The organism is Stenomitos frigidus ULC18 (assembly GCF_003003795.1).
GTDB classification, from domain to species: Bacteria; Cyanobacteriota; Cyanobacteriia; order Leptolyngbyales; family Leptolyngbyaceae; genus Stenomitos; species Stenomitos frigidus_A.
In genome coordinates this window covers 95,161-113,038 of record NZ_PVWK01000062.1, presented here as the reverse complement: position 1 = coordinate 113,038, position 17,878 = coordinate 95,161, and the positions used below count along the sequence as shown (strand labels likewise).

General features: G+C 52.2%; 15 protein-coding genes and 1 pseudogene. 11 read left to right on the top strand and 5 right to left on the bottom strand.

Features of this window, described 5'->3' with window-relative positions:
• Together C7B82_RS11695 and C7B82_RS11690 are read left to right on the top strand one after the other, a co-directional pair.
• Positions 1 to 255 (top strand): annotated as a pseudogene (locus tag C7B82_RS11695) (photosystem II q(b) protein); the annotation flags it as partial.
• Between the two features lie 123 nt (positions 256 to 378).
• Positions 379 to 1,398 (top strand): alpha/beta hydrolase, encoded by a 1,020-nt coding sequence (locus C7B82_RS11690; RefSeq protein ID WP_106256460.1) that lies wholly within the window; start codon positions 379 to 381, stop codon positions 1,396 to 1,398.
• Between the two features lie 27 nt (positions 1,399 to 1,425).
• On the opposite strand, the gene C7B82_RS11685 is transcribed toward C7B82_RS11690, so the two are convergent.
• Positions 1,426 to 3,360, bottom strand: a complete 1,935-nt coding sequence (locus tag C7B82_RS11685; protein WP_106256459.1) for a primary-amine oxidase — start codon at positions 3,358 to 3,360, stop codon at positions 1,426 to 1,428.
• A gap of 349 nt (positions 3,361 to 3,709) precedes the next feature.
• Here C7B82_RS11685 and C7B82_RS11675 point away from each other — a divergent pair, with 349 nt between their 5' ends.
• The 4 genes from C7B82_RS11675 to C7B82_RS11660 all read left to right on the top strand — a co-directional run bounded on the left by C7B82_RS11675 (position 3,710) and on the right by C7B82_RS11660 (position 6,181).
• Positions 3,710 to 3,949: a tellurite resistance TerB family protein gene (locus tag C7B82_RS11675; protein ID WP_106256458.1), complete on the top strand. Its 240-nt coding sequence runs from the start codon at positions 3,710 to 3,712 to the stop codon at positions 3,947 to 3,949.
• Positions 3,950 to 3,999: 50 nt separating this feature from the next.
• Complete coding sequence (locus C7B82_RS11670; protein ID WP_106256457.1) at positions 4,000 to 4,302, top strand: MarC family protein; 303 nt, start codon at positions 4,000 to 4,002, stop codon at positions 4,300 to 4,302.
• A gap of 226 nt (positions 4,303 to 4,528) precedes the next feature.
• On the top strand, positions 4,529 to 5,293 hold the full coding sequence (locus C7B82_RS11665; protein WP_106256456.1) for a hypothetical protein: 765 nt from the start codon (positions 4,529 to 4,531) through the stop codon (positions 5,291 to 5,293).
• 96 nt (positions 5,294 to 5,389) lie between these two features.
• Positions 5,390 to 6,181: an MlaE family lipid ABC transporter permease subunit gene (locus C7B82_RS11660; protein ID WP_106256455.1), complete on the top strand. Its 792-nt coding sequence runs from the start codon at positions 5,390 to 5,392 to the stop codon at positions 6,179 to 6,181.
• A 5-nt stretch (positions 6,182 to 6,186) separates the two neighbouring features.
• Here the strand turns inward: C7B82_RS11660 and C7B82_RS11655 are convergent, their stop codons facing one another.
• The 4 genes from C7B82_RS11655 to minC form a co-directional block, all read right to left on the bottom strand.
• Entirely contained in the window at positions 6,187 to 7,053 is an 867-nt protein-coding gene (locus C7B82_RS11655; RefSeq protein WP_106256454.1) for a shikimate dehydrogenase, read from the bottom strand.
• 50 nt (positions 7,054 to 7,103) lie between these two features.
• Positions 7,104 to 7,445, bottom strand: coding sequence for a cell division topological specificity factor MinE (gene minE, locus C7B82_RS11650; RefSeq protein WP_106256453.1), 342 nt, complete (start codon positions 7,443 to 7,445; stop codon positions 7,104 to 7,106).
• Between the two features lie 167 nt (positions 7,446 to 7,612).
• Positions 7,613 to 8,419, bottom strand: coding sequence for a septum site-determining protein MinD (gene minD / locus C7B82_RS11645; RefSeq protein ID WP_106256452.1), 807 nt, complete (start codon positions 8,417 to 8,419; stop codon positions 7,613 to 7,615).
• Between the two features lie 507 nt (positions 8,420 to 8,926).
• Positions 8,927 to 9,724 (bottom strand): septum site-determining protein MinC, encoded by a 798-nt coding sequence (gene minC / locus C7B82_RS11635; RefSeq protein ID WP_106256450.1) that lies wholly within the window; start codon positions 9,722 to 9,724, stop codon positions 8,927 to 8,929.
• Positions 9,725 to 10,124: 400 nt separating this feature from the next.
• On the opposite strand from minC, the gene C7B82_RS11630 reads away from it, so the two are divergent.
• The 5 genes from C7B82_RS11630 to C7B82_RS11610 all read left to right on the top strand — a co-directional run bounded on the left by C7B82_RS11630 (position 10,125) and on the right by C7B82_RS11610 (position 17,694).
• Positions 10,125 to 11,936 carry a serine/threonine-protein kinase gene (locus tag C7B82_RS11630; protein ID WP_106256449.1) on the top strand — a complete coding sequence of 604 codons (1,812 nt, stop codon included), beginning with the start codon at positions 10,125 to 10,127 and terminating at the stop codon, positions 11,934 to 11,936.
• Between the two features lie 251 nt (positions 11,937 to 12,187).
• Positions 12,188 to 14,134, top strand: coding sequence for a lipoxygenase family protein (locus C7B82_RS11625; RefSeq protein WP_106256448.1), 1,947 nt, complete (start codon positions 12,188 to 12,190; stop codon positions 14,132 to 14,134).
• Between the two features lie 101 nt (positions 14,135 to 14,235).
• On the top strand, positions 14,236 to 15,327 hold the full coding sequence (locus C7B82_RS11620; RefSeq protein WP_106256447.1) for a polysaccharide biosynthesis/export family protein: 1,092 nt from the start codon (positions 14,236 to 14,238) through the stop codon (positions 15,325 to 15,327).
• Positions 15,320 to 16,735: a GumC family protein gene (locus C7B82_RS11615; protein WP_106256446.1), complete on the top strand. Its 1,416-nt coding sequence runs from the start codon at positions 15,320 to 15,322 to the stop codon at positions 16,733 to 16,735. The genes C7B82_RS11620 and C7B82_RS11615 overlap by 8 nt, the downstream gene beginning before the upstream one ends.
• Before the next feature lie 230 nt (positions 16,736 to 16,965).
• The gene (locus C7B82_RS11610) at positions 16,966 to 17,694 is read left to right on the top strand and encodes a phycocyanobilin:ferredoxin oxidoreductase (RefSeq protein ID WP_106256445.1); all 729 of its coding nucleotides are present in this window, start codon (positions 16,966 to 16,968) and stop codon (positions 17,692 to 17,694) included.
• Positions 17,695 to 17,878 lie beyond the last annotated feature (184 nt).

Below are 17,878 nucleotides of genomic sequence, written 5' to 3'. Positions count from 1 at the left end.
GCCTGGCCAGTGATTGGCATTTGGTTCACCGCTTTGGGCATCAGCACGATGGCGTTCAACCTGAACGGGTTCAACTTTAACCAATCCATCATCGACTCACAGGGTCGTGTCGTGGGCACCTGGGCAGACATCTTGAACCGTGCGAACCTGGGTATGGAAGTGATGCACGAGCGCAATGCTCATAACTTCCCCTTGGACTTGGCAGCTGGTGAAGCGGCTCCGGTTGCTCTCTCCGCTCCCTCCATCAACGGTTAGTACTGGCTGCTTGAAAGTCTGATTGATTGATTGAAAAGCGCTCCCTCATATGAGGGAGCGCTTTTTGCATGGAAGGTTACAGTACATTGAGGGTTACAGTGGTTAGGCGTCAGAACGATCGCAATGATTAGTAGCAGAAACAGTCGGTTTTACGGACGGAAACAACTGTTGTTTGTGGTTAGCTCAGTTACGATCGCTTACATCTCAACCTGTATTTTGCTCTTTTTGGGGCAACGCTACCTGCTCTATCGCCCGAAGCCTGAACTGGCGATGCTGCCCAATGCAACAGCTTTTAACTTGCCGTATGAGGATGTCTGGATACCGATCGCGGGCTCTCATGACCGACTACACGGTTGGTGGATACCCTCACCCTCTAAGCACGATCGCTATGCTGTGATCCCTGGTGAACCAGCGAATGTGCTGTCTGCTCCAAACGTCATGCTGTATTTCTGTGGCGTTGGCCGCAACATGGGCGATTATAACTACCTTGCGAGAGTTGCCGCCTTTCACCAACTCGGCTTTTCTGTATTCGTTGTTGACTACCGGGGGTATGGCCGTAGTGAAGGATTGTTCCCTTCCGAGCCTCAAGTTTATGAGGACAGTCAGGCTGCCTGGTCTTACCTTCGCGAGATCCGTCATCTACCGCCTGAGCAAATTTTGCTGTATGGCGAGTCTTTAGGAGGCGCGATCGCGTTAGATCTGGCTGTGAGGCACCCTGAAGCAGAAGGGTTAATTATGCAAAGTTCCTTCACATCAATGTCTGAGGTCGTTGAGCGTAGGCAGTTTTTGCGTTTCTTTCCTGTGAATTGGCTGCTAACAGAACGCTTTGATTCGCTCTCTAAAGTGCGATCGCTCCGCATTCCTATTTTGTTTTTGCATGGAACGGCTGATTCCGTAATTCCGCCTGAAATGAGCCAACGGCTGTATGCTGCTGCTCCTCCTCCCAAACAACTCTTTTTTATCGCTGGTGCTGAGCACGTTAGGCTTTATCAACCGGGAGCACAATCGTACTTAAGAGCCATTCAGCGGTTTGTTGAATTTTTGCTGCCGCGTGATGGTGGGCGACAGCTTTCAACGCTCCCAGAATCAAAGATCGCGCCCTCACTCTCAACCGCACGATCGCCGATTTACTATCAGCAATGACGTTACAGGTAAAGCTCCTACAAATAGTCAGCTGTGGCAATGCCCCGTTTTGGGTTGACTTGGTGGCACATCCAGAGCAGGGCTGGCAGCAAAAAAGCCGATCGGCTTTAAGGTGAAACCGCTGTAGGCAGTGGGCATTACAGGCCAATCTTCTGGGCGAGGGATGTGATGGTGTCCGAACGTGTACCAGACGACGACATCAGTATTGTCGATCGCACGGTCGGCTTGCGTCCATTTCGGCAACCCTTCACCACCGGGGTGCTGGTTGGGGTATTTACCAGCGGGATAGCGCTCATCGGCATGATACGGTGTAACCCACAAATGCTTGGTCATAAAGCCTGCCCGCTTAAGAATCGGCGATTCGGGATGGGCAAACGGCAGAATGGTATCGCCCGGAATCAGCTTGTAACCGACGGGTTGACCCAGACGGTTGTGGACATTTGGATTGACGACTTTCCAATAGCGTCCAGCCAGGGGATCAACAATGCGTTGAGCCGCTTGCTCGGTGGCTAATAGCGTTGATTCAGCATAGAAGGCGTTCCCATAGGGATTGCTTTCTCCCATTGGTTCGGCGTGGGTATTCACTTCGTAAACAGAGTTGGGCTGACCGTCAATGTCCATATCCAGCCGCATGTTGAAAAAGTGCTGATGGTTGAGGGCGTTGAGTTCTGGAGCGACGATCGTGCCGTATTTGGCGTTGTCACCGAGCGCACCACAGAGCAAAATGCCCGTGAGCTTGATTTCGTATTGAATGGTGCCGTCCTGGTAAAAGTACCAGAAAAAGCCGTACTCATAGTTATCAACCGTGGCAATAAAGGACAGGACTAAGCGGCGCGATCGTCGAACTTCGACCGCATCCAAGCGCCAGTCGGTATGCTTCCACAACATGCCGTAATCTTCTTCGTGCAAGCAAACGGCATTTTCGGTAATGGCAACCTCACCGCGACTGTCCGTAAGGACGGCGTCAAAATAATAAATTTCGCCCAGGCAATCGCAGCCCAGCTTGAGTGAGTTTGCCAGCAAGCCCACACCATGTTCGCCCAGATCAAAGGCATTTTTGCGGTAGTGCTGGGGGCGGGGATCGCCATAGGGCACCACCATCTCTGCCATCGATGCCCGGTACATAATCGGGCGCACGTTGCCGTCATCGTCGTAGCTCACGGTATAGAGCACCAGACCTTCACGTGGCGTAAACCCAAGCCGCATCTGCCACTTCTGCCAGCGAATATGGTGTCCATTGACCTCAAAGCTAGCGCCCTCAGGCTGCGTGATGTTCAAAGGTTTGATGTCATCACGCCATTTGGGGATAAAGGCAGGGGCATATTCGCCCGGATCAGGGGGTACAGGCATTATGCCCAGATCGTCAATGCGTAGAACCTGCATTTTATTCAGGTCGACGACGGGCACTAAACCATCGATCGGACATGAGTAAAAGTTACCATTTGCCACTGCCCGGAGATAACAGATGCAGCGTGATAGCCGCTGACCCATTTCGTCGGCAAACCCAAAGTGACCGATCGCCCAGGGATCGATGACCACTAACGACAGATTGGTAATGCCCCGTTTTGCCAGGGCAGCCTGAAACTCTGGATGGGCTTTAACGGCGATCTCACATTCTGCCAACTCATCCGCCATAATATTTGGCTGTACGTCTGGGATGTGCTGCCAGGAGCGAACAGTTTTCTGGTTGAGATCCACGATCGCCTCATACGTTTTGCCTGTTTCGTTGTCCAACAGCACCAGAAACACTTCACGCGGCACAGAATCACCCGGCTTGAAGCTGAGTACAACGCTTTTTGGTGGCTCGTTCAAAGTGACCGTCGGGAAGCGAAACTGCTGGCTCAGATGACGTTCCGATCGCACAATTGCCACAGCTGTTTGCACTTCCTCGGGTGTCAGCGGTTCAAGCGGATGAAGCACGGGTTGAGTGCTATTGGGTGCGATCGAGGGAGAGATAGTCATGGGAGCTTAGCCGGCAATAAAGCGATGTAGATGTTCCATCATTATCTGTAGAGTGGGCACAATGATGTCGTCTGTGGTACGGATTGTGGAGAGAAGGCAGGAGACAGGAGGCGGGAGGTACGAGCAGCGGACAGCTCTGTTTTATAGTCGGTTGCTGACCACTGACCGCTGACCGCTGATAACTGACCGCTGATAGCTGACCGCTGATAGCTGATGGCTGATAGCTGATAGCTAACCGCTGATAGCGGAAATGCCTGAAACCTTGCTGAAAACGGTATACCAGTATGAAGACAGGACGTTTATGATCACGATCAATGCCTCACGCTCCCTGTCTTAGGAGGAACTGCACATGGAAACTGAATACTCCAACAAGCCCGCACACCCACTTGACGATGCTAAACACCTGGAAAAGCTGAGAAGTACGATCGAACGAGCGATCGCAGATGGTAAATTGACCGCTCAGGAAATGCAAACGATCAAAGCCATCATTTGGTCCAATGGCAAGGTCAGCGCGGAAGAGCTGGATTTAGTCCGGGAACTGATTCACGAGAAGGTTGCGAGCGGAGAGGTTGTTTACGATTGGACGTAAAAAGCGTGTAGTGTAGCGACAAGGCTTTGCCTGTATAGACATGGTGATTAGTGGAGTCATACGCCCTTCCCCTGATTAGTGGGCCTGGTGCGATCGGGGTAGTCATTGGCATGTCCGAACGCACAACTGAGATGGGTGACTACATCGGTTGTCTTTTTGGCATTGTGCTGCTGGGTTTGATGTTGTATCTCTGTCTCATTTTGGGAGAGCCGTTAGCAAAACGGGCTGGCAGCCATGGATTAGGTGCGCTTAATCGAGTGCTGGGCTTTTTTATGCTGGCGATCGCCGTTCAGTTTATTGCGGATGGCCTTTTTGATCTGGTGAAACAAGCGGCTCCAAATCTATTGCATTGACGTGCGATCATTCGTTTTAGGCTTTTTGGTGCTGAGCGATCGTGCAAACCGCAAAATTTTCGTTCAAAAAATGCTTGCTTAGTGGAATATATAAGCATTAAAGGATTTGCAATCTTGATTTGATTGTCGATTCTGAGACTTTGGAACTAACAGTGCCGCCACTTTAGGTAGTGCGCTCCCTTTCGCTCCAGGGTTGGGCTGCTTAAATGACCCATCAAAGGAACTAATGTTGATCAGGATTGCCGTTCTCTCGTTTGCGCTCTGCCTCGTCTCTGGTTGCAGTACTCCGATCGCCACCTCACCCGCTGGGAACTCGCCGCGAAGTGCGAGCTTCAACACGGCTCAAAAAACGACTGCACCAACAGCGACATCTCAGCGTTTAGCAGCCGGTGAAACACCCGCGTCGAGAGGCTATAGCGATGGTTATGGAGACGCGACCATAAGCGATCCGCGTAATCCCGATCGATGGCTCCCGCAGTTAGGCTTTTCAGCCGCCGACCAACAAATCTATCGGCAAGAATATTATCGTGGTTACGATTCAGTGACCACAATTTCGCCGCCACCGCCACCGACAGGATCAATTTCACCCGATCGTAAAGCTGAACTACAGCGGCGCGGTCGCCAGGATGGCTTGAGTACTGCACAGTCTGGTTTTGATGCTAACCCAGGCCAGGGCATTACAGCCCTAGGGCTAACAGATCCCACTGAAATCCGCATTTACACCACCGCTTATAACAATGGCTATCAACGGCAGCCGTCACCAACACCCGCGCCGACTCTTCCTCCTCAGCAGCTTGCTCAAGTCAGGCAACAAGGCTACAACGACGGTTACAACGATGCTCAATCCAATTTTCCACAAGATACAAATCGGGGTATTACTCTTCTAGGCTTGGTCAATAATGCCGAACAGCGAGCTTACACTAACGGCTATAACAATGGCTATCAAACCTATATCAGCAGCCAGCAGCCGCTTCCTTCTGTGCTGTGGTAAGAGGCTGTAGTAGTAGTGAGTTGAGTGTCTTTCCTCACTCGTCTCACTGGAAGCGGGTAGAGAGTATGATTCAGATAATTTTTACTGGTGTTTCCGATGAATGACACGCTCTCGTCTTGGGAAGCATGGAACCAACGGCTGAAAGCAGCGGTGTTGCTGGGTGGACGGGTCGTCTATCATGTGCTGACAGGTAAAATCGATCGCCGCAACACGATTGAACAAATGAAAATTGTGGGTCCGCAATCGCTGTCTATTGTTTTGATCACGGCTGCCTTTATTGGCATGGTCTTTACTATTCAAGTGTCGCGAGAATTCCTGCGCTTAGGAGCAGGGTCGGCTGTGGGGGGGATTTTGGCGATCGCGCTCTCCCGTGAACTCTCGCCCATTTTGACCGCTGTTGTCGTTGCAGGACGTGTGGGTTCTGCCTTTGCAGCAGAACTCGGTACCATGCGGGTTTCTGAGCAAATTGATGCCCTTTACATGTTGAAAACCGATCCGGTCGATTACCTGGTGGTGCCACGCGTGGTTGCCTGCATTATGATGCTACCGGGATTAGCCATCCTCTCTTTTTTTACGGGTATGGCTGGCGGTGTACTCATTGCCAGCCAAATGTACGATATGCCCACCAGTGTGTTTCTCTCGTCTGCCCACGACCTGATGAGCGTGTGGGATATCTGCGCAGGGCCCATTAAGGGGGTGATCTTCGGTGCGTTGATCGCGATCATCGGCTGTAGCTGGGGTTTAACGACCAGCGGCGGTGCAAAGGGCGTTGGTCAATCGACCACGACCTCTGTGGTCACGAGCATCCTTGCGATTATTATTTCCGACTTTTTCCTGTCGTGGATTATGTTTACAGGCGTTGGCGATGCGGGATTGAAGGGCTTTTGAGGAGACTATGAGCCTAAACCCAGGTGCTGTTGGAGCGATCGCCGCATGACATCGACTGGAACATGCTGCTGTAGCCAGATTTCTAAGGCGGCAGCACCTTGCTGCACCAGCATTTCTAAGCCGTCGATCGCGATCGCGCCCCGATCGGTTGCCTGTTGCAGAAAAACGGTGGGATTGGGGGTATAGATCAGGTCGTAGGCGATGAGCGTGGGCACCAGAAGGTCAGCCTCTTCTGGGCTGAGTGGCGATCGTTCGATGTGAGGCGACATACCAATCGGTGTTGTATTAACGAGCAACCCAGCGTGAGGCAAAAGGTTCCGCAAATGCGTCCAGGTGTGAACTTGTAGATTGACGCCAAGAGAGGAGCCAACCCAACTGTGCAGAAAGGCGTCTAGCTTGTGAGCATCGCGCCCGACCACCTGAATAGCAGCACAGCCCAGTTGCGCACAGCCTGCGACGACTGCTCTGGCCGCACCACCGTTGCCTAAAATAACGGCTGTCGTCTGGCTCCAATCGCGCGGTTCGTCTTGGAGTGGCTTTAGGAAACCAGCGACATCGGTGTTGGTGCCACTCCAGCCGTTTTCCGTACGCCATACAGTGTTAACAGCACCAATCGCCTGAGCGGTCGGCGTTACCTCCGTCAGCAAAGGGACGATCGCTTGCTTGTGGGGAATAGTGATATTAAAGCCCTGCAAGCCAATAGCAGCAAAGCCATCGATCGCTTGCTGAAGGTGCTCTGGTTGCACCAAAAACGGTAGATAAACGTAGTCTAAACCAAGATGAGCGATCGCCGCATTATGCATGATGGGCGACAGAGAATGAGCGATCGGTGCACCGATGACACCTAATAGCTTAGTTTTGCCAGTGATCACGGGAAAAGGGAGTGGAGAGTAGGGAGTAGGGGCATTGCACTGCGATGACCCTACTCTAAAGCGATGGATTCTGTGGTCGTAGTTTCAGTTTTGGTCAGCTCAACTAGCTGAGTTGGCAGTGGCTCAGGTGTGGGCCGAACGCGACGAATGGGCAAATTGGCAATCAGTGCAGTCGTACGATCGCTGTTTTCGAGCGCAAACTCCATGCCTTCCGTATCAAGCTCCACATAGCGAGAGACCACTTCAAGAATTTCCTTTCGCATCGCTTCTAGCGCTTGAGGCGGAATATCGGTGCGATCGTGCGCCAAAACCAGCTTCAGACGGTTTTTCACTTGGTTGCGGCTGTTGTCACCGGGACGAGCAAACAGGCGTTCAAGAAGTTCAATCAACATGGAGCAAGGGGGTAGGGAGGTGAGGAGTAAGGAGTGAGGGGTAAGGAAAAGTTTTGAGTTGGAAGAACGAGAGGAGGGATTAAGGATGAGGAAGGAAAAGTTTTGAGTTCTAAGCTTTGAGTTGATTCTGACCCCTCTCACCTCTCACCTCCCACCTCTCACTTCTACTAAAAAATCTTCTTATTCAAAACTTTGCGGAGCTTGTCAAAGAAGCTGTCATTGTTAACGGTCAAATCGAGAAACTCGACTTTTTCGCCTTCGAGCCTTCGAGCAATATTGTTGAAGGCACTCCCTGCAAGAGACGGCGTTTCTGACAGCACCAATGGCTCACCTTTATTGGTGGAGACAATGACCCGCTCATCGTCAGGCACCACACCAATGAGAGGAATCGCCAGAATTTCTTGCACATCCTCAACTGTCATCATGTCGTTTGCTTGCACCATCGCAGGGCGGATACGGTTGACGACTAGCTGAATTTTCTTGATGTTACTGGCTTCGAGCAACCCAACGACGCGATCGGCGTCACGCACAGCAGCGATTTCTGGCGTGGTCACAATGATGGCTTCTTTCGCAGCGGCGATCGCATTCTGAAACCCCATCTCAATACCTGCAGGACAATCAACAAACACATATTCATAGGTTTGTGCCAGCGTCGTCACCAGTTGCTTCATCTGGTCAGGGTTAACGGCATCTTTAGTCCGGTTTTGTGCCGCTGGTAGCAAGACTAAATTAGGCTGTCGCTTATCTTTCACAAGTGCCTGCTCTAAACGGCACTGACCCGACAAAACATCAATGGCAGTATAGACAACGCGATTTTCTAAGCCCAGGAGTAAATCCAGGTTGCGAAGACCAAAATCGGCATCCACTACAGCAACCTTACGACCTCGCCGCGCTAGCGTCATGCTCAGGTTGGCGGTGGTAGTAGTTTTACCCACGCCTCCCTTGCCAGATGTAACAACAATAATGCGACTCATGAAATCGGCGGTAAATAACGAGGGGGACAACAAACTGAATGCTAGATGAGGTTGAACGATAGCCTTTAGACCATGTACTCCAAAGACTATGGACTCAGATTTGATTCTGAGACCTTGCTTGACTGCCTAACTGAAATGCTAAGAGGCTAAAGTTCCATCTTTCAATGTTGGGACTGCTTAGATTCTAAAGTGTCCTAACTATACCGAAACTAACTATGCTTATACTCCGTACACTACATTTTGATCACAGTATCAGAAAAAGCCTTGCAGAGAAGCTAAAAGAGGGGATTTTTGAAGGAGGCATAAGGCAGAGGCCCCTGACGACGAAGGAGATGCTCAAGAAAATTTACTGTTGGGTGGGGGCAGTTTTTGCTAGAGTCTTTTTCTCTAGCCGTTAAGCTTGTATCAAACCTGCTCCTACGGATCTTTGGTTGACTAGGAATCTCCTCAAAGCGTTTTCAGCTTGTAGAAGAAAACTTATCGCTGACTGCTCACTCAAGGCAAAACTCACTCCTGATCCTTACCGCCTCGATGAAAGTCAGCAGCTCTAGCAATGCGAATGGTGGCCTGAGGTGTGACATAGGCCACTTCAGGATGGTACTGAATTGGGGGCGTTTCAGGGGGTCTGGCGACAAAGTCGGCAATGCGAAGCTGGGTTGGCTCCATTTGCATGGCCATAATCAGGCAGCGAGCATTGCCTTTGGAGCCAGCATGGGCAACGCCGCGCAGACGCCCCCAGACTAAGATGTCGCCTTCTGCGACAACCGCGCTACCTGCGTTGACATCGCCCAGAATGATGACTGTACCGTTGTGATGAATGTCAGCCCCCGATCGCAGCGTGGTTTCTAAATACAGCGGTTCTGCCATAGCCTGCGCAATTTCTTGCGTCGGCTGATTTAGATGCGAAATCGAGGCTTGCTGCTCAACGGAGTAGCCAGCGGTCGCAGCAGCGACGGCAGTTTGGCGGCGGCTCGTGTAAACCCGTTTGAGCTGAAGTTGGGCTTCGGTAAGGGCATCCGCGATCGTTTGGAGTTGTCGTCCGTCTAACAGGCGATCGCGAGCGATTAAGTGCACAGTTGTTTCAGACTGCCAGAAGCGTTCGCCTGCATCTAGCCGCTGTTTCAATTGCTGCCAAACTTCAGTCCAGCGAAAGGACGTGTTGGACTGGTCATCATCCCCTTCGGGTGGCAAAAGTAACAGCAGTTTGCCCCCTTCACTGCGAAAACGCACCTGTTGCGTAAGGTCGACATCCGGGGGAGTCGGCGGAACGACAGGTACCGATGTTGATGGAGAAGCATCAGTCATGCGAAAGAAACCGGAGCTTTAACGGCTTTAATAGTAAGCTGAAATGCCGCGATCGGCACGTTGGCTAAAGCTTTAATCAAGGAGATCGTGCTGTGAGAGAACCACGCGAGGAAAGCCCCTCTCAAACATCATGCGTTTCCAGACAATTCTCCTGAAAGTTCCGGATTGTTCTGTGAAAGCACGTATACATGGATTTAAGTCCTCTAAGCTTTAAATGCTCCAAGCTCCCTTCAAGAACGGTGTATCGCGGAAACGGATGTTGCTCTTTGAGAAGCCAAGGGTGTTTTTACGCGGCATGTCTGTTACGTTTTCGACCGTCTCTTCTCGGCCGTGACTGTTAGCGTCATGCACTCAGCTCGTAACCCTCTATTTATTATTCCTTTCACCATTTATTCTTGCTATGTCGGACGTATTGACTCATGCTAAGGTCAGTTATTCAGGACTCGATCGACTGCTGGATGGGCGTTATCAAGTTATCCAGATTTTAGCAACTGGCCCTTGGGGACAAACCTACCTGGCACAAGATACTCGTCGCCCTAGCCAGCCAGAGTGCGTTATTCAGCACGTGAAACCCGCTGCTTATGGCTCTGATTACCAAGCTGCCTTGAGGCAGCTCTTTGTGCGCGAAGCGTTCACGCTGGAACGGCTGGGAGAACATGAGCAAATTCCTCGCCTGTTAGCCTGTTTTGAGGATGAACAAGGTTTTCATCTGGTGCAGGAATTTGTCGATGGTACGCCCCTGAGTTTGGTAATGACGCCACAACCTTGGGAAGAGGAACAAGTAGTGCAATTGCTGCTCGACTGTTTAGAAACCCTGGCAGTGGTACATGGAGACAGCTGTCGGCACGGCGATGTGCGGCCAGATAATCTGATCCGGCGCTTGCAGGATGGCAAACTCATTCTCACAAACTTCGGTACAGTGCGTGATATTCATTTGTCTCTGATGACGATAAATAGGCTGGCGGCCTTATCATTGGTGCCCGATACACAGGGGTATCAGCCCCCTGAGCAAATACAGGGTCTACCATGCCTTGCCAGCGATGTCTATGCTGTCGGTATGATCGGTATTCAAGCGTTGACGGGCGTCCCTCCCCTACAATTGGAGTCCGATGCTCGCACTGGAGAGGTTCTTTGGCACCCCTTTGGTCAGGCGGCAGCCTCTACACTGCGGCATGGGTTGGTGGCGGTGCTCAGCCGGATGGTGCGCACTGACCATACGCAACGCTATCCGTCTGCGAGGGAAGCCCTGCAAGCCTTACAGCAGCTAACTCAAGCAGTGCCACTCAATTTGCCGCTGAGTTCGACAGAGCCGGAGCCGATCGCGCCTGCTCTGAGCCCTGACAGCCCTCTGCAGGAAACCTCTCAGCCAGTAGTACTACCTGAGACGCCACAACAAGAACCGATCGCGGAACAGCGCTTTAGTCCGGCTGTGCAAATTGGTGTTGGCATTGGTGCTGTCATGGCAGCAGCGGTCTGCGGCTATGCTCTACCACACTTAATCGATCGTACGCTCTTTGGTGCCGCTGACCCGGATCAACAAGCCCTGGCAGCAGCAACCCAGCAGTACCAGGCAGGTCAGCTCCAAAAAGCGGTGTCTTTAGCAGAGGCGATTCCCAAAGAGAGCCCTGCCTATGCCCCGGCACGCGAGGCAATCACCAACTGGCAAACTGATTGGCAAACGGCTGAGCGCAAGTCTCAAGCCGCAAAAGCAGCCTTTAAGCAAGGGAATGGGTTGGCCGTCTTACAGGAAGCACAGGGCTTACCGCAAAATAACTACTGGCAGGCACAGGTGAAGCCTCTGGTAGAGCAATCAGCCAGTCAGGCAGAGGCAGCAGCGGCTCAATTGTTGCGCGATGCCTATGGTCGAGCGATCGTTAAAGATTTTGCAGGCGCGATCGTGGCGCTGAAACAAATCCCCGAAGGCACGTCTGTACATGCTAAAGCGCAAGAAAAGCTCCGTGAGTATGGCGAAAAGCAGAAAATTCAGGCAGTTAGCTATCTCCAGGTTGCTTACAACCAGGCAGAGACAAAAGCCTTCGACAAAGCGCTTGAGACACTCCAGAAAATTTCTGCGGATACGCCTACCCACGCCACAGCTCAGGTAAAAATACGTGAGTATACCGACAAACAACGCGTTCGAGCCGAAGCATTGGCAATGCAGGACTTGAACCCTGGTAGCCAGCTGCGAGAAGCGACTTTGGCTGCACAGTAGGAGGGCGCGGAGGGGGAACAGAGGGAGCAAGCAGCAAGCAGGGGGAGCAAAGGAAGCAGGGGGAGCAAAGGAAGCAGGAGCAGAGGAGATAAGATAGGGGCATTTTGCATTTTGAGTGGCGTCCCCTGCCGCCGCCTTTGTGTACTGGTATATGCCTTCTACAGACATCTACTTGCTATGATGCGTCGTGATCGCGATCGCTTTTTTAACGAGTCGTCTTCTCAACGAGTCATCTACTATCGGAGCAGCTTATGGGATTCCATGTTTCTCCTACCCAGCAGCAGGGGCACTACCGCTATGACCCCACGTCCCTTGATCAGCGTGGACCGGCCCGTATTTTTCCCTATGCTGGCGAAGATGGGGTTTTGCGCTACATCTTGAGCCAACGCCGCCACAATTTGCTGGCGCAAGGGCAAGTATCGGAACCCTGGAGTTTGCTGCTCCGCCAGCTTGAGCAGATGAACCAAACGCTTGATCAGGCGTGGTCGCAGTTTGCGACGCTGTTGGTTGATTTCAAAATCCTGCAATCAGGTTGGTTTAACGCCAACCTACCGCCCAACGAGCAGTTTGATGCTGAGTTTGTGCGAGAACGACGGGCAATGGCGACAGTGCTGCTGGCAGCGAAAACCGCTGCAAGGTTTCACCCCGATACTACCGATCGCCGATCGCACTTCTATCAGGTACTAGAAGACTTTGGGCGTTCTCGCCCTGTAGTCAGCTGCATTCATGAGCGTCACGGAGGGCTGAGCGATCGTGAGTTTGCTCGTCAGCGTCTGGCAGGACAAAACCCGATGGCAATCCGACAAATTCAGCAGACTGATCAGGCGTTGCTGCAAGTATGGTCAGAACGCCTCCGGGCAGAGCATGAGCAGACAGGTCAGGTATCGTCAAACAGTGATGCAGTCGATTTAGCCCAGGCAGCCGCAGAACGTCGCCTTTTTGTGGCGGACTATCCGCTTTTGCAGCAGCTCACTCCGGCTAATTTACAGAGTGGCCGCTATGTCGGTAGCCCGATCGCGGTCTTCTACCGTGCCGATACAGGCCTGGAGCCCGTGCTGATTCAGGTGGAGCCTGGCAGATTGGTGACGCCAACTCAAGCGGATACCGATCGCTGGATGCAGGCAAAGCTGTTTGTGCAAACCGCCGATGTTACGTATCACGAATTAATTGTGCATCTGTGTGACACACACCTGACGATGGAAGCGTTTGCGATCGCCACTCCCCGTCAACTGCCTGCGACACACCCGGTCTACCGTCTGCTGCGTCCCCATTTTCGTTTCCTGCTGGCAATCAATACGCGTGGTAATACAATTCTGCTGGGCGAAGGGGCTGCCATTGACAATTTAATGGCGCCCACTCGTGCGGCCTCGCTGGCAATCATTAACCAGGCCTACCGGGAGCGATCATTTCAGGACTACGCGCTGCCTACGATCATTCATCAGCGCGGCATTGAGCCAGATGTGCTACCAGAGTTTCCCTACCGGGACGATGCACTGTTGCTGTGGGAGGCGATCGCGCGCTATGTCACCCGCTACCTGCAACGCTATTATCCAGATGATCAGTCAGTGCAGCGAGACCCTTACTTGCAGGCCTGGGCAGCAGAATTGGGTGCGCCGCTAGACTCTCGCCCGTCAACCGAGTTTCCGCAAGTGCCTACCTGGTTACCGTCAGAGTGGCTCCAGCACACCAGGCTCAATCCTGACCCGCTGCCAACCGATCCTCGCGTGCCCAACTTTCCACCAGCAGCAGGGGCAGAAGCTCAAGTCGGCTCCTTGACCAGTTTGCAACAATTAACTAATATTGCGACTCAGGTAATTTTTACGTGTGGACCGCAGCATGCAGCGGTCAATTTCAGCCAGTTCGACTATGTTGGCTATACGCCCAACGCTCCTTTAGCACTTTACAGCCGTCCTGATACCGCCACCTCGTTGCAGCAACTGCTGCCAAACGCCGACCAAGACTTAGCCCAAATGGAGCTCTCGTTTGCGTTGAGCGGCATCCGCTGGGGGACACTGGGCAGCTCGGAGTTAATACAGTTTGTGGAGGCGGGCGATCGCCAAACGTTGGCACAATTTCAGTCTGATTTAGCCGCGATCGAACTCAAAATTAAAGCTCGCAATCAACAGCGACTCGCCGAGTACGGGGTCGATTATCCGTATTTGTTACCGTCACGGATTCCGAATAGTATCAATATTTAGTTTTTGGTTGTTAGTGATGAGTTGTTAGAGAAGACAGGAGCCAGAAGTCAGGAGCCAGAAGTCAGAACTCAAAACTCTTTTCCCCTCTTATTCCTTATTCAATGCGCATTTACCAATCGACTATTTCAATCTTGACGGCGTTTACGATCGCGACGGTAACTGTCCTTCCAGGCTATGCGCTGCCGCTGTCGCCGGGCGATCGTGTGCGAGTGTTGACACCAATGGACGACGAATTGCCGTCTGACAGCCGCTTTCGGTTAAGTGGGCTGTATGAAGTGAATGTCGATGGAACGCTGCAAATTCCATTTCTGGAACCGCAGCCTGCAGTTGGTTTAGAAGTGTCTGATGTGCAAAAAAAGTTGGCCGAAGCGTTAGTCAACAAGGGCTTTTTTCGTCCCGAATCGCTTGAGTTGAGTGTCAATGTCGTCTCCTGGGCACCTGTACAAGTGACGGTTGCGGGAGAAACGTTTCGTCCCGGTCGGGTGTTAATTAATGCGATCACAGAGAAGAGACAGATGCAGGAGGGACAAACGCCCCTTGCGACAGACGTTGTAACTGGCAGCTACTCGCCCGATCGCTACTTGAGTGCCGCCATTCGCGGGGCTGGTGGCTTAAAGCCGACTGCGGATCTGCAACGCATTCGGCTGCTGCGCGGCAAGCAAGAAAAGACATTTGATCTTTCTGGCGTACTCACAGGCAAAGCGGTGCCTGATGTGCCGCTGATCGCTGGAGATCAGGTGATTGTGCCAACGCTGACCTACAGCCAAAATGAGTTGGTGCGCCCGTCTCAGTTAACGCCGACGGATATTACTGTGTTTTTGTCTAACCAGACGGCTCCAAATACGCCCAATGCGAGTAAGGGGGGGCAGGTGGTCACGTTTGCCTATGGCACTCGTTTTTCACAGGCTGTGATCGCGGCTGGTTGCGCGGGTGGTACGCAGCGAACGAATGCTCGACGACGCGCTGTGCTGGTGCAGACCGATCGGCTAACGGGCAAAACCACCGTGGTTGAACGCCCAATCGAGCGCTTGCTTAAGCAGTCTGATAACGATGCCGAAAATCCTTTCTTGATGCCGCAAGATGGGGTAGTTTGCTACGATTCAACTGTGACGAATCTCGCCAGCATCTTCCGTTTAATCACCGATATTGCAAGTCCGTTCTTCTTAATTCACAGGTTGTTTCGGGATGAATGAGTTTCCTCAAATTTCCCCGTCTGCATCGCTGTCAACCCTAGATCGGGGACGCGGACTGCGGTACTTGGCTCTAGCGGCAGCACTGAATGCTGCTGTGTGGAGTTTAGTGCTCTACCTGCTCAAAGACTCACCACGCCTCTACACCAGCCTCTATTCTGTTATTCTGCCAGAACAAGTTATTCGCACTAAAGGGCAACCCCCTGAGCCAACGGTCAAGACCGAGTCTCCAGACACGCCGCTAAACGCGACCCGTGAAGATGTAAAAGCCAGCTACAAACTGATTGCGACCACTGATGAGGTACGCCGATCGGCGGCTCAAAAGCTGGGCATGACGACCTCGCAGTTTGGCCTTCCCTCGGTAGAGGGTGTGAAAGGTACTGCCCTGATGAACTTTAGTGTGCCGGGTTCTACGCCAGAAGAAGCACAGAAAAAGGCTCAGGCATTATATGAAGCGTTCCAGGAACGGTTGACCCTATTGCGGTTGCAACAGTCTGCTGAAGTGGATACAGGTTTTGAAAACTCGTTAGGTATTGTGCGCAAGAAACTGGAAACCGCGCAACTTCGCCTTTCTGACTATAAAGTTCGCTCTGGTCTGGCGTCCAACGAGCAGATTGATCAGCTTGCCACCAATATCGAGGCGCTCCGGCGGCAACGGGTCGAAGCGATCGCCCAACAGCGCGATGCCACAATACGGACGCAGCACCTATCAAGCAGCCTCAAGCTGTCTTCCCAATTGGCAACAGAAGCCTTTACCTTGCGTGCTGACCCCCTCTTTCAAGAATATTTGCGTGCCTACAGTGAAGCAACGGCTAAATTGGCGGATGTGTCGTCAAAATTTGGCCCTAACCACCCCGTGGTTGTGCAGGCAACCACCCGACAAGCAGCGACTGAAAGCGCCCTCCAAAGCCGTGGTGAGGTTATTTTAGGGCATCCGACTGATCTAGCCGCGATCGCTCGCCTCAATACAGGTGGTGAAACTCAAGGCAGTAGCCCACGCGAGATCCTCTTTAAGGATATTGTGACCAATGAAGTCGAGCAGCGTGGCACGACAGCACGCGTTCAGGAACTCGATCGCCAGCTAGCGCAACTAGAACTGCGGCTCAGTGTCTTATCGCAGCGCAGTTCCACGCTAGAAGCCCTCAATCGGGACGTCCAAATCGCTCAAGCCGTTTTTTCTTCCACCTTAGCGGGGCTACAGGTAGATAAAGGCAATATTTTTGGTTCCTACCCGCCTATTCAGCTCGTTGCCGAACCAAATTTGCCGACGGCTGCGACGATTCCACGCCGCGAACCGTTATTCATGTTTGCGGTAATCGTCTCACTGTTGATTGTGGCTGGGCTGCTCATCGCGTGGCTGCGTAAAACATCGTTTGTGAAGTGGCAATGGGCGATCGGCAGTCGTCCCTAAGTAGCGGGCTGCTTAAGTGGTGGACTAAGTGCAAAAGCGCACCTTCGTTTTGAATGGGTTCCTCACGGTCTGCATGGTAAGCCTGACTGTAATGTGAAACCGAATACAGTGTGGAACCGAATCAGTGTCGTGGTATCCAGTCCGCAACAGGGTACACAACTGCCATAGGATGGCTACAGGGCCGATCACGATCGACGCCCTCCGCTTTTACATTCCTCTTAATCCTCCTTATGTCTTCCTCCTCTTCTTCGCTCCGCACCCAACTGCACCCTGCGATTCGCCAACTGGCCGACGATATTGAATCGGTTTGGCAGCGACACCTGGATCTCTCACCCTATCCGCTGCCAGCAGAACTGGGCTATGTTGAAGGGCGGCTGGAAGGCGAAAAGCTGACGATCGAGAACCACTGCTATCAAACCCCCCAGTTTCGTAAGCTGCACCTGGAACTAGCGAAAGTGGGCACAAACCTCGATATTCTGCATTGCGTTATGTTTCCACGCTCAGACTATGCGCTGCCGATGTTTGGCACAGATTTGGTCGGCGGTCGGGGACAGATTAGCGCTGCGATCGCAGATCTTTCGCCCACTAGCCCTGATCACCATTTACCGAATCCATACCAGAAAGACCTGAAAGCCTTACCCACTAGCCAATTTTCGCAACCGCGTGAACTGCCACCCTGGGGCGATATTTTTTCTGAGTTTTGTTTATTCATTCGTCCTGGTAACGCACAAGAAGAAACTCAGTTCATCGATCGCGTCAAGTCAATGTTGACGATTCACTGCTTACAGGCGATCGCGACACCATCAACGCCAGAACAACAGGACGACATTCTCGCAGGGCAGCGCTACTACTGCGTCAAACAACAGCAAAACGATAAAACCCGCCGTGTGCTCGAAAAAGCCTTTGGCAACGATTGGGCCCATCACTACATGACAACTGTTCTGTTTGATTACGTTTAAGGCGCTTAGGCGTGTACTGCCTCTCGTCTCACAACCAGCAACCAACAACTTTTCTGCCCTCTGCTCTTTGCCTTCTTGTCGTCTCAAACCTGCACCAAAACTTAACCTGAAGGCAACCTTTTAATTAACTTCCCTTGAAATAGAGGTTCTAGTGTTGTTGTAATCTCCATCACACACAAAGGCT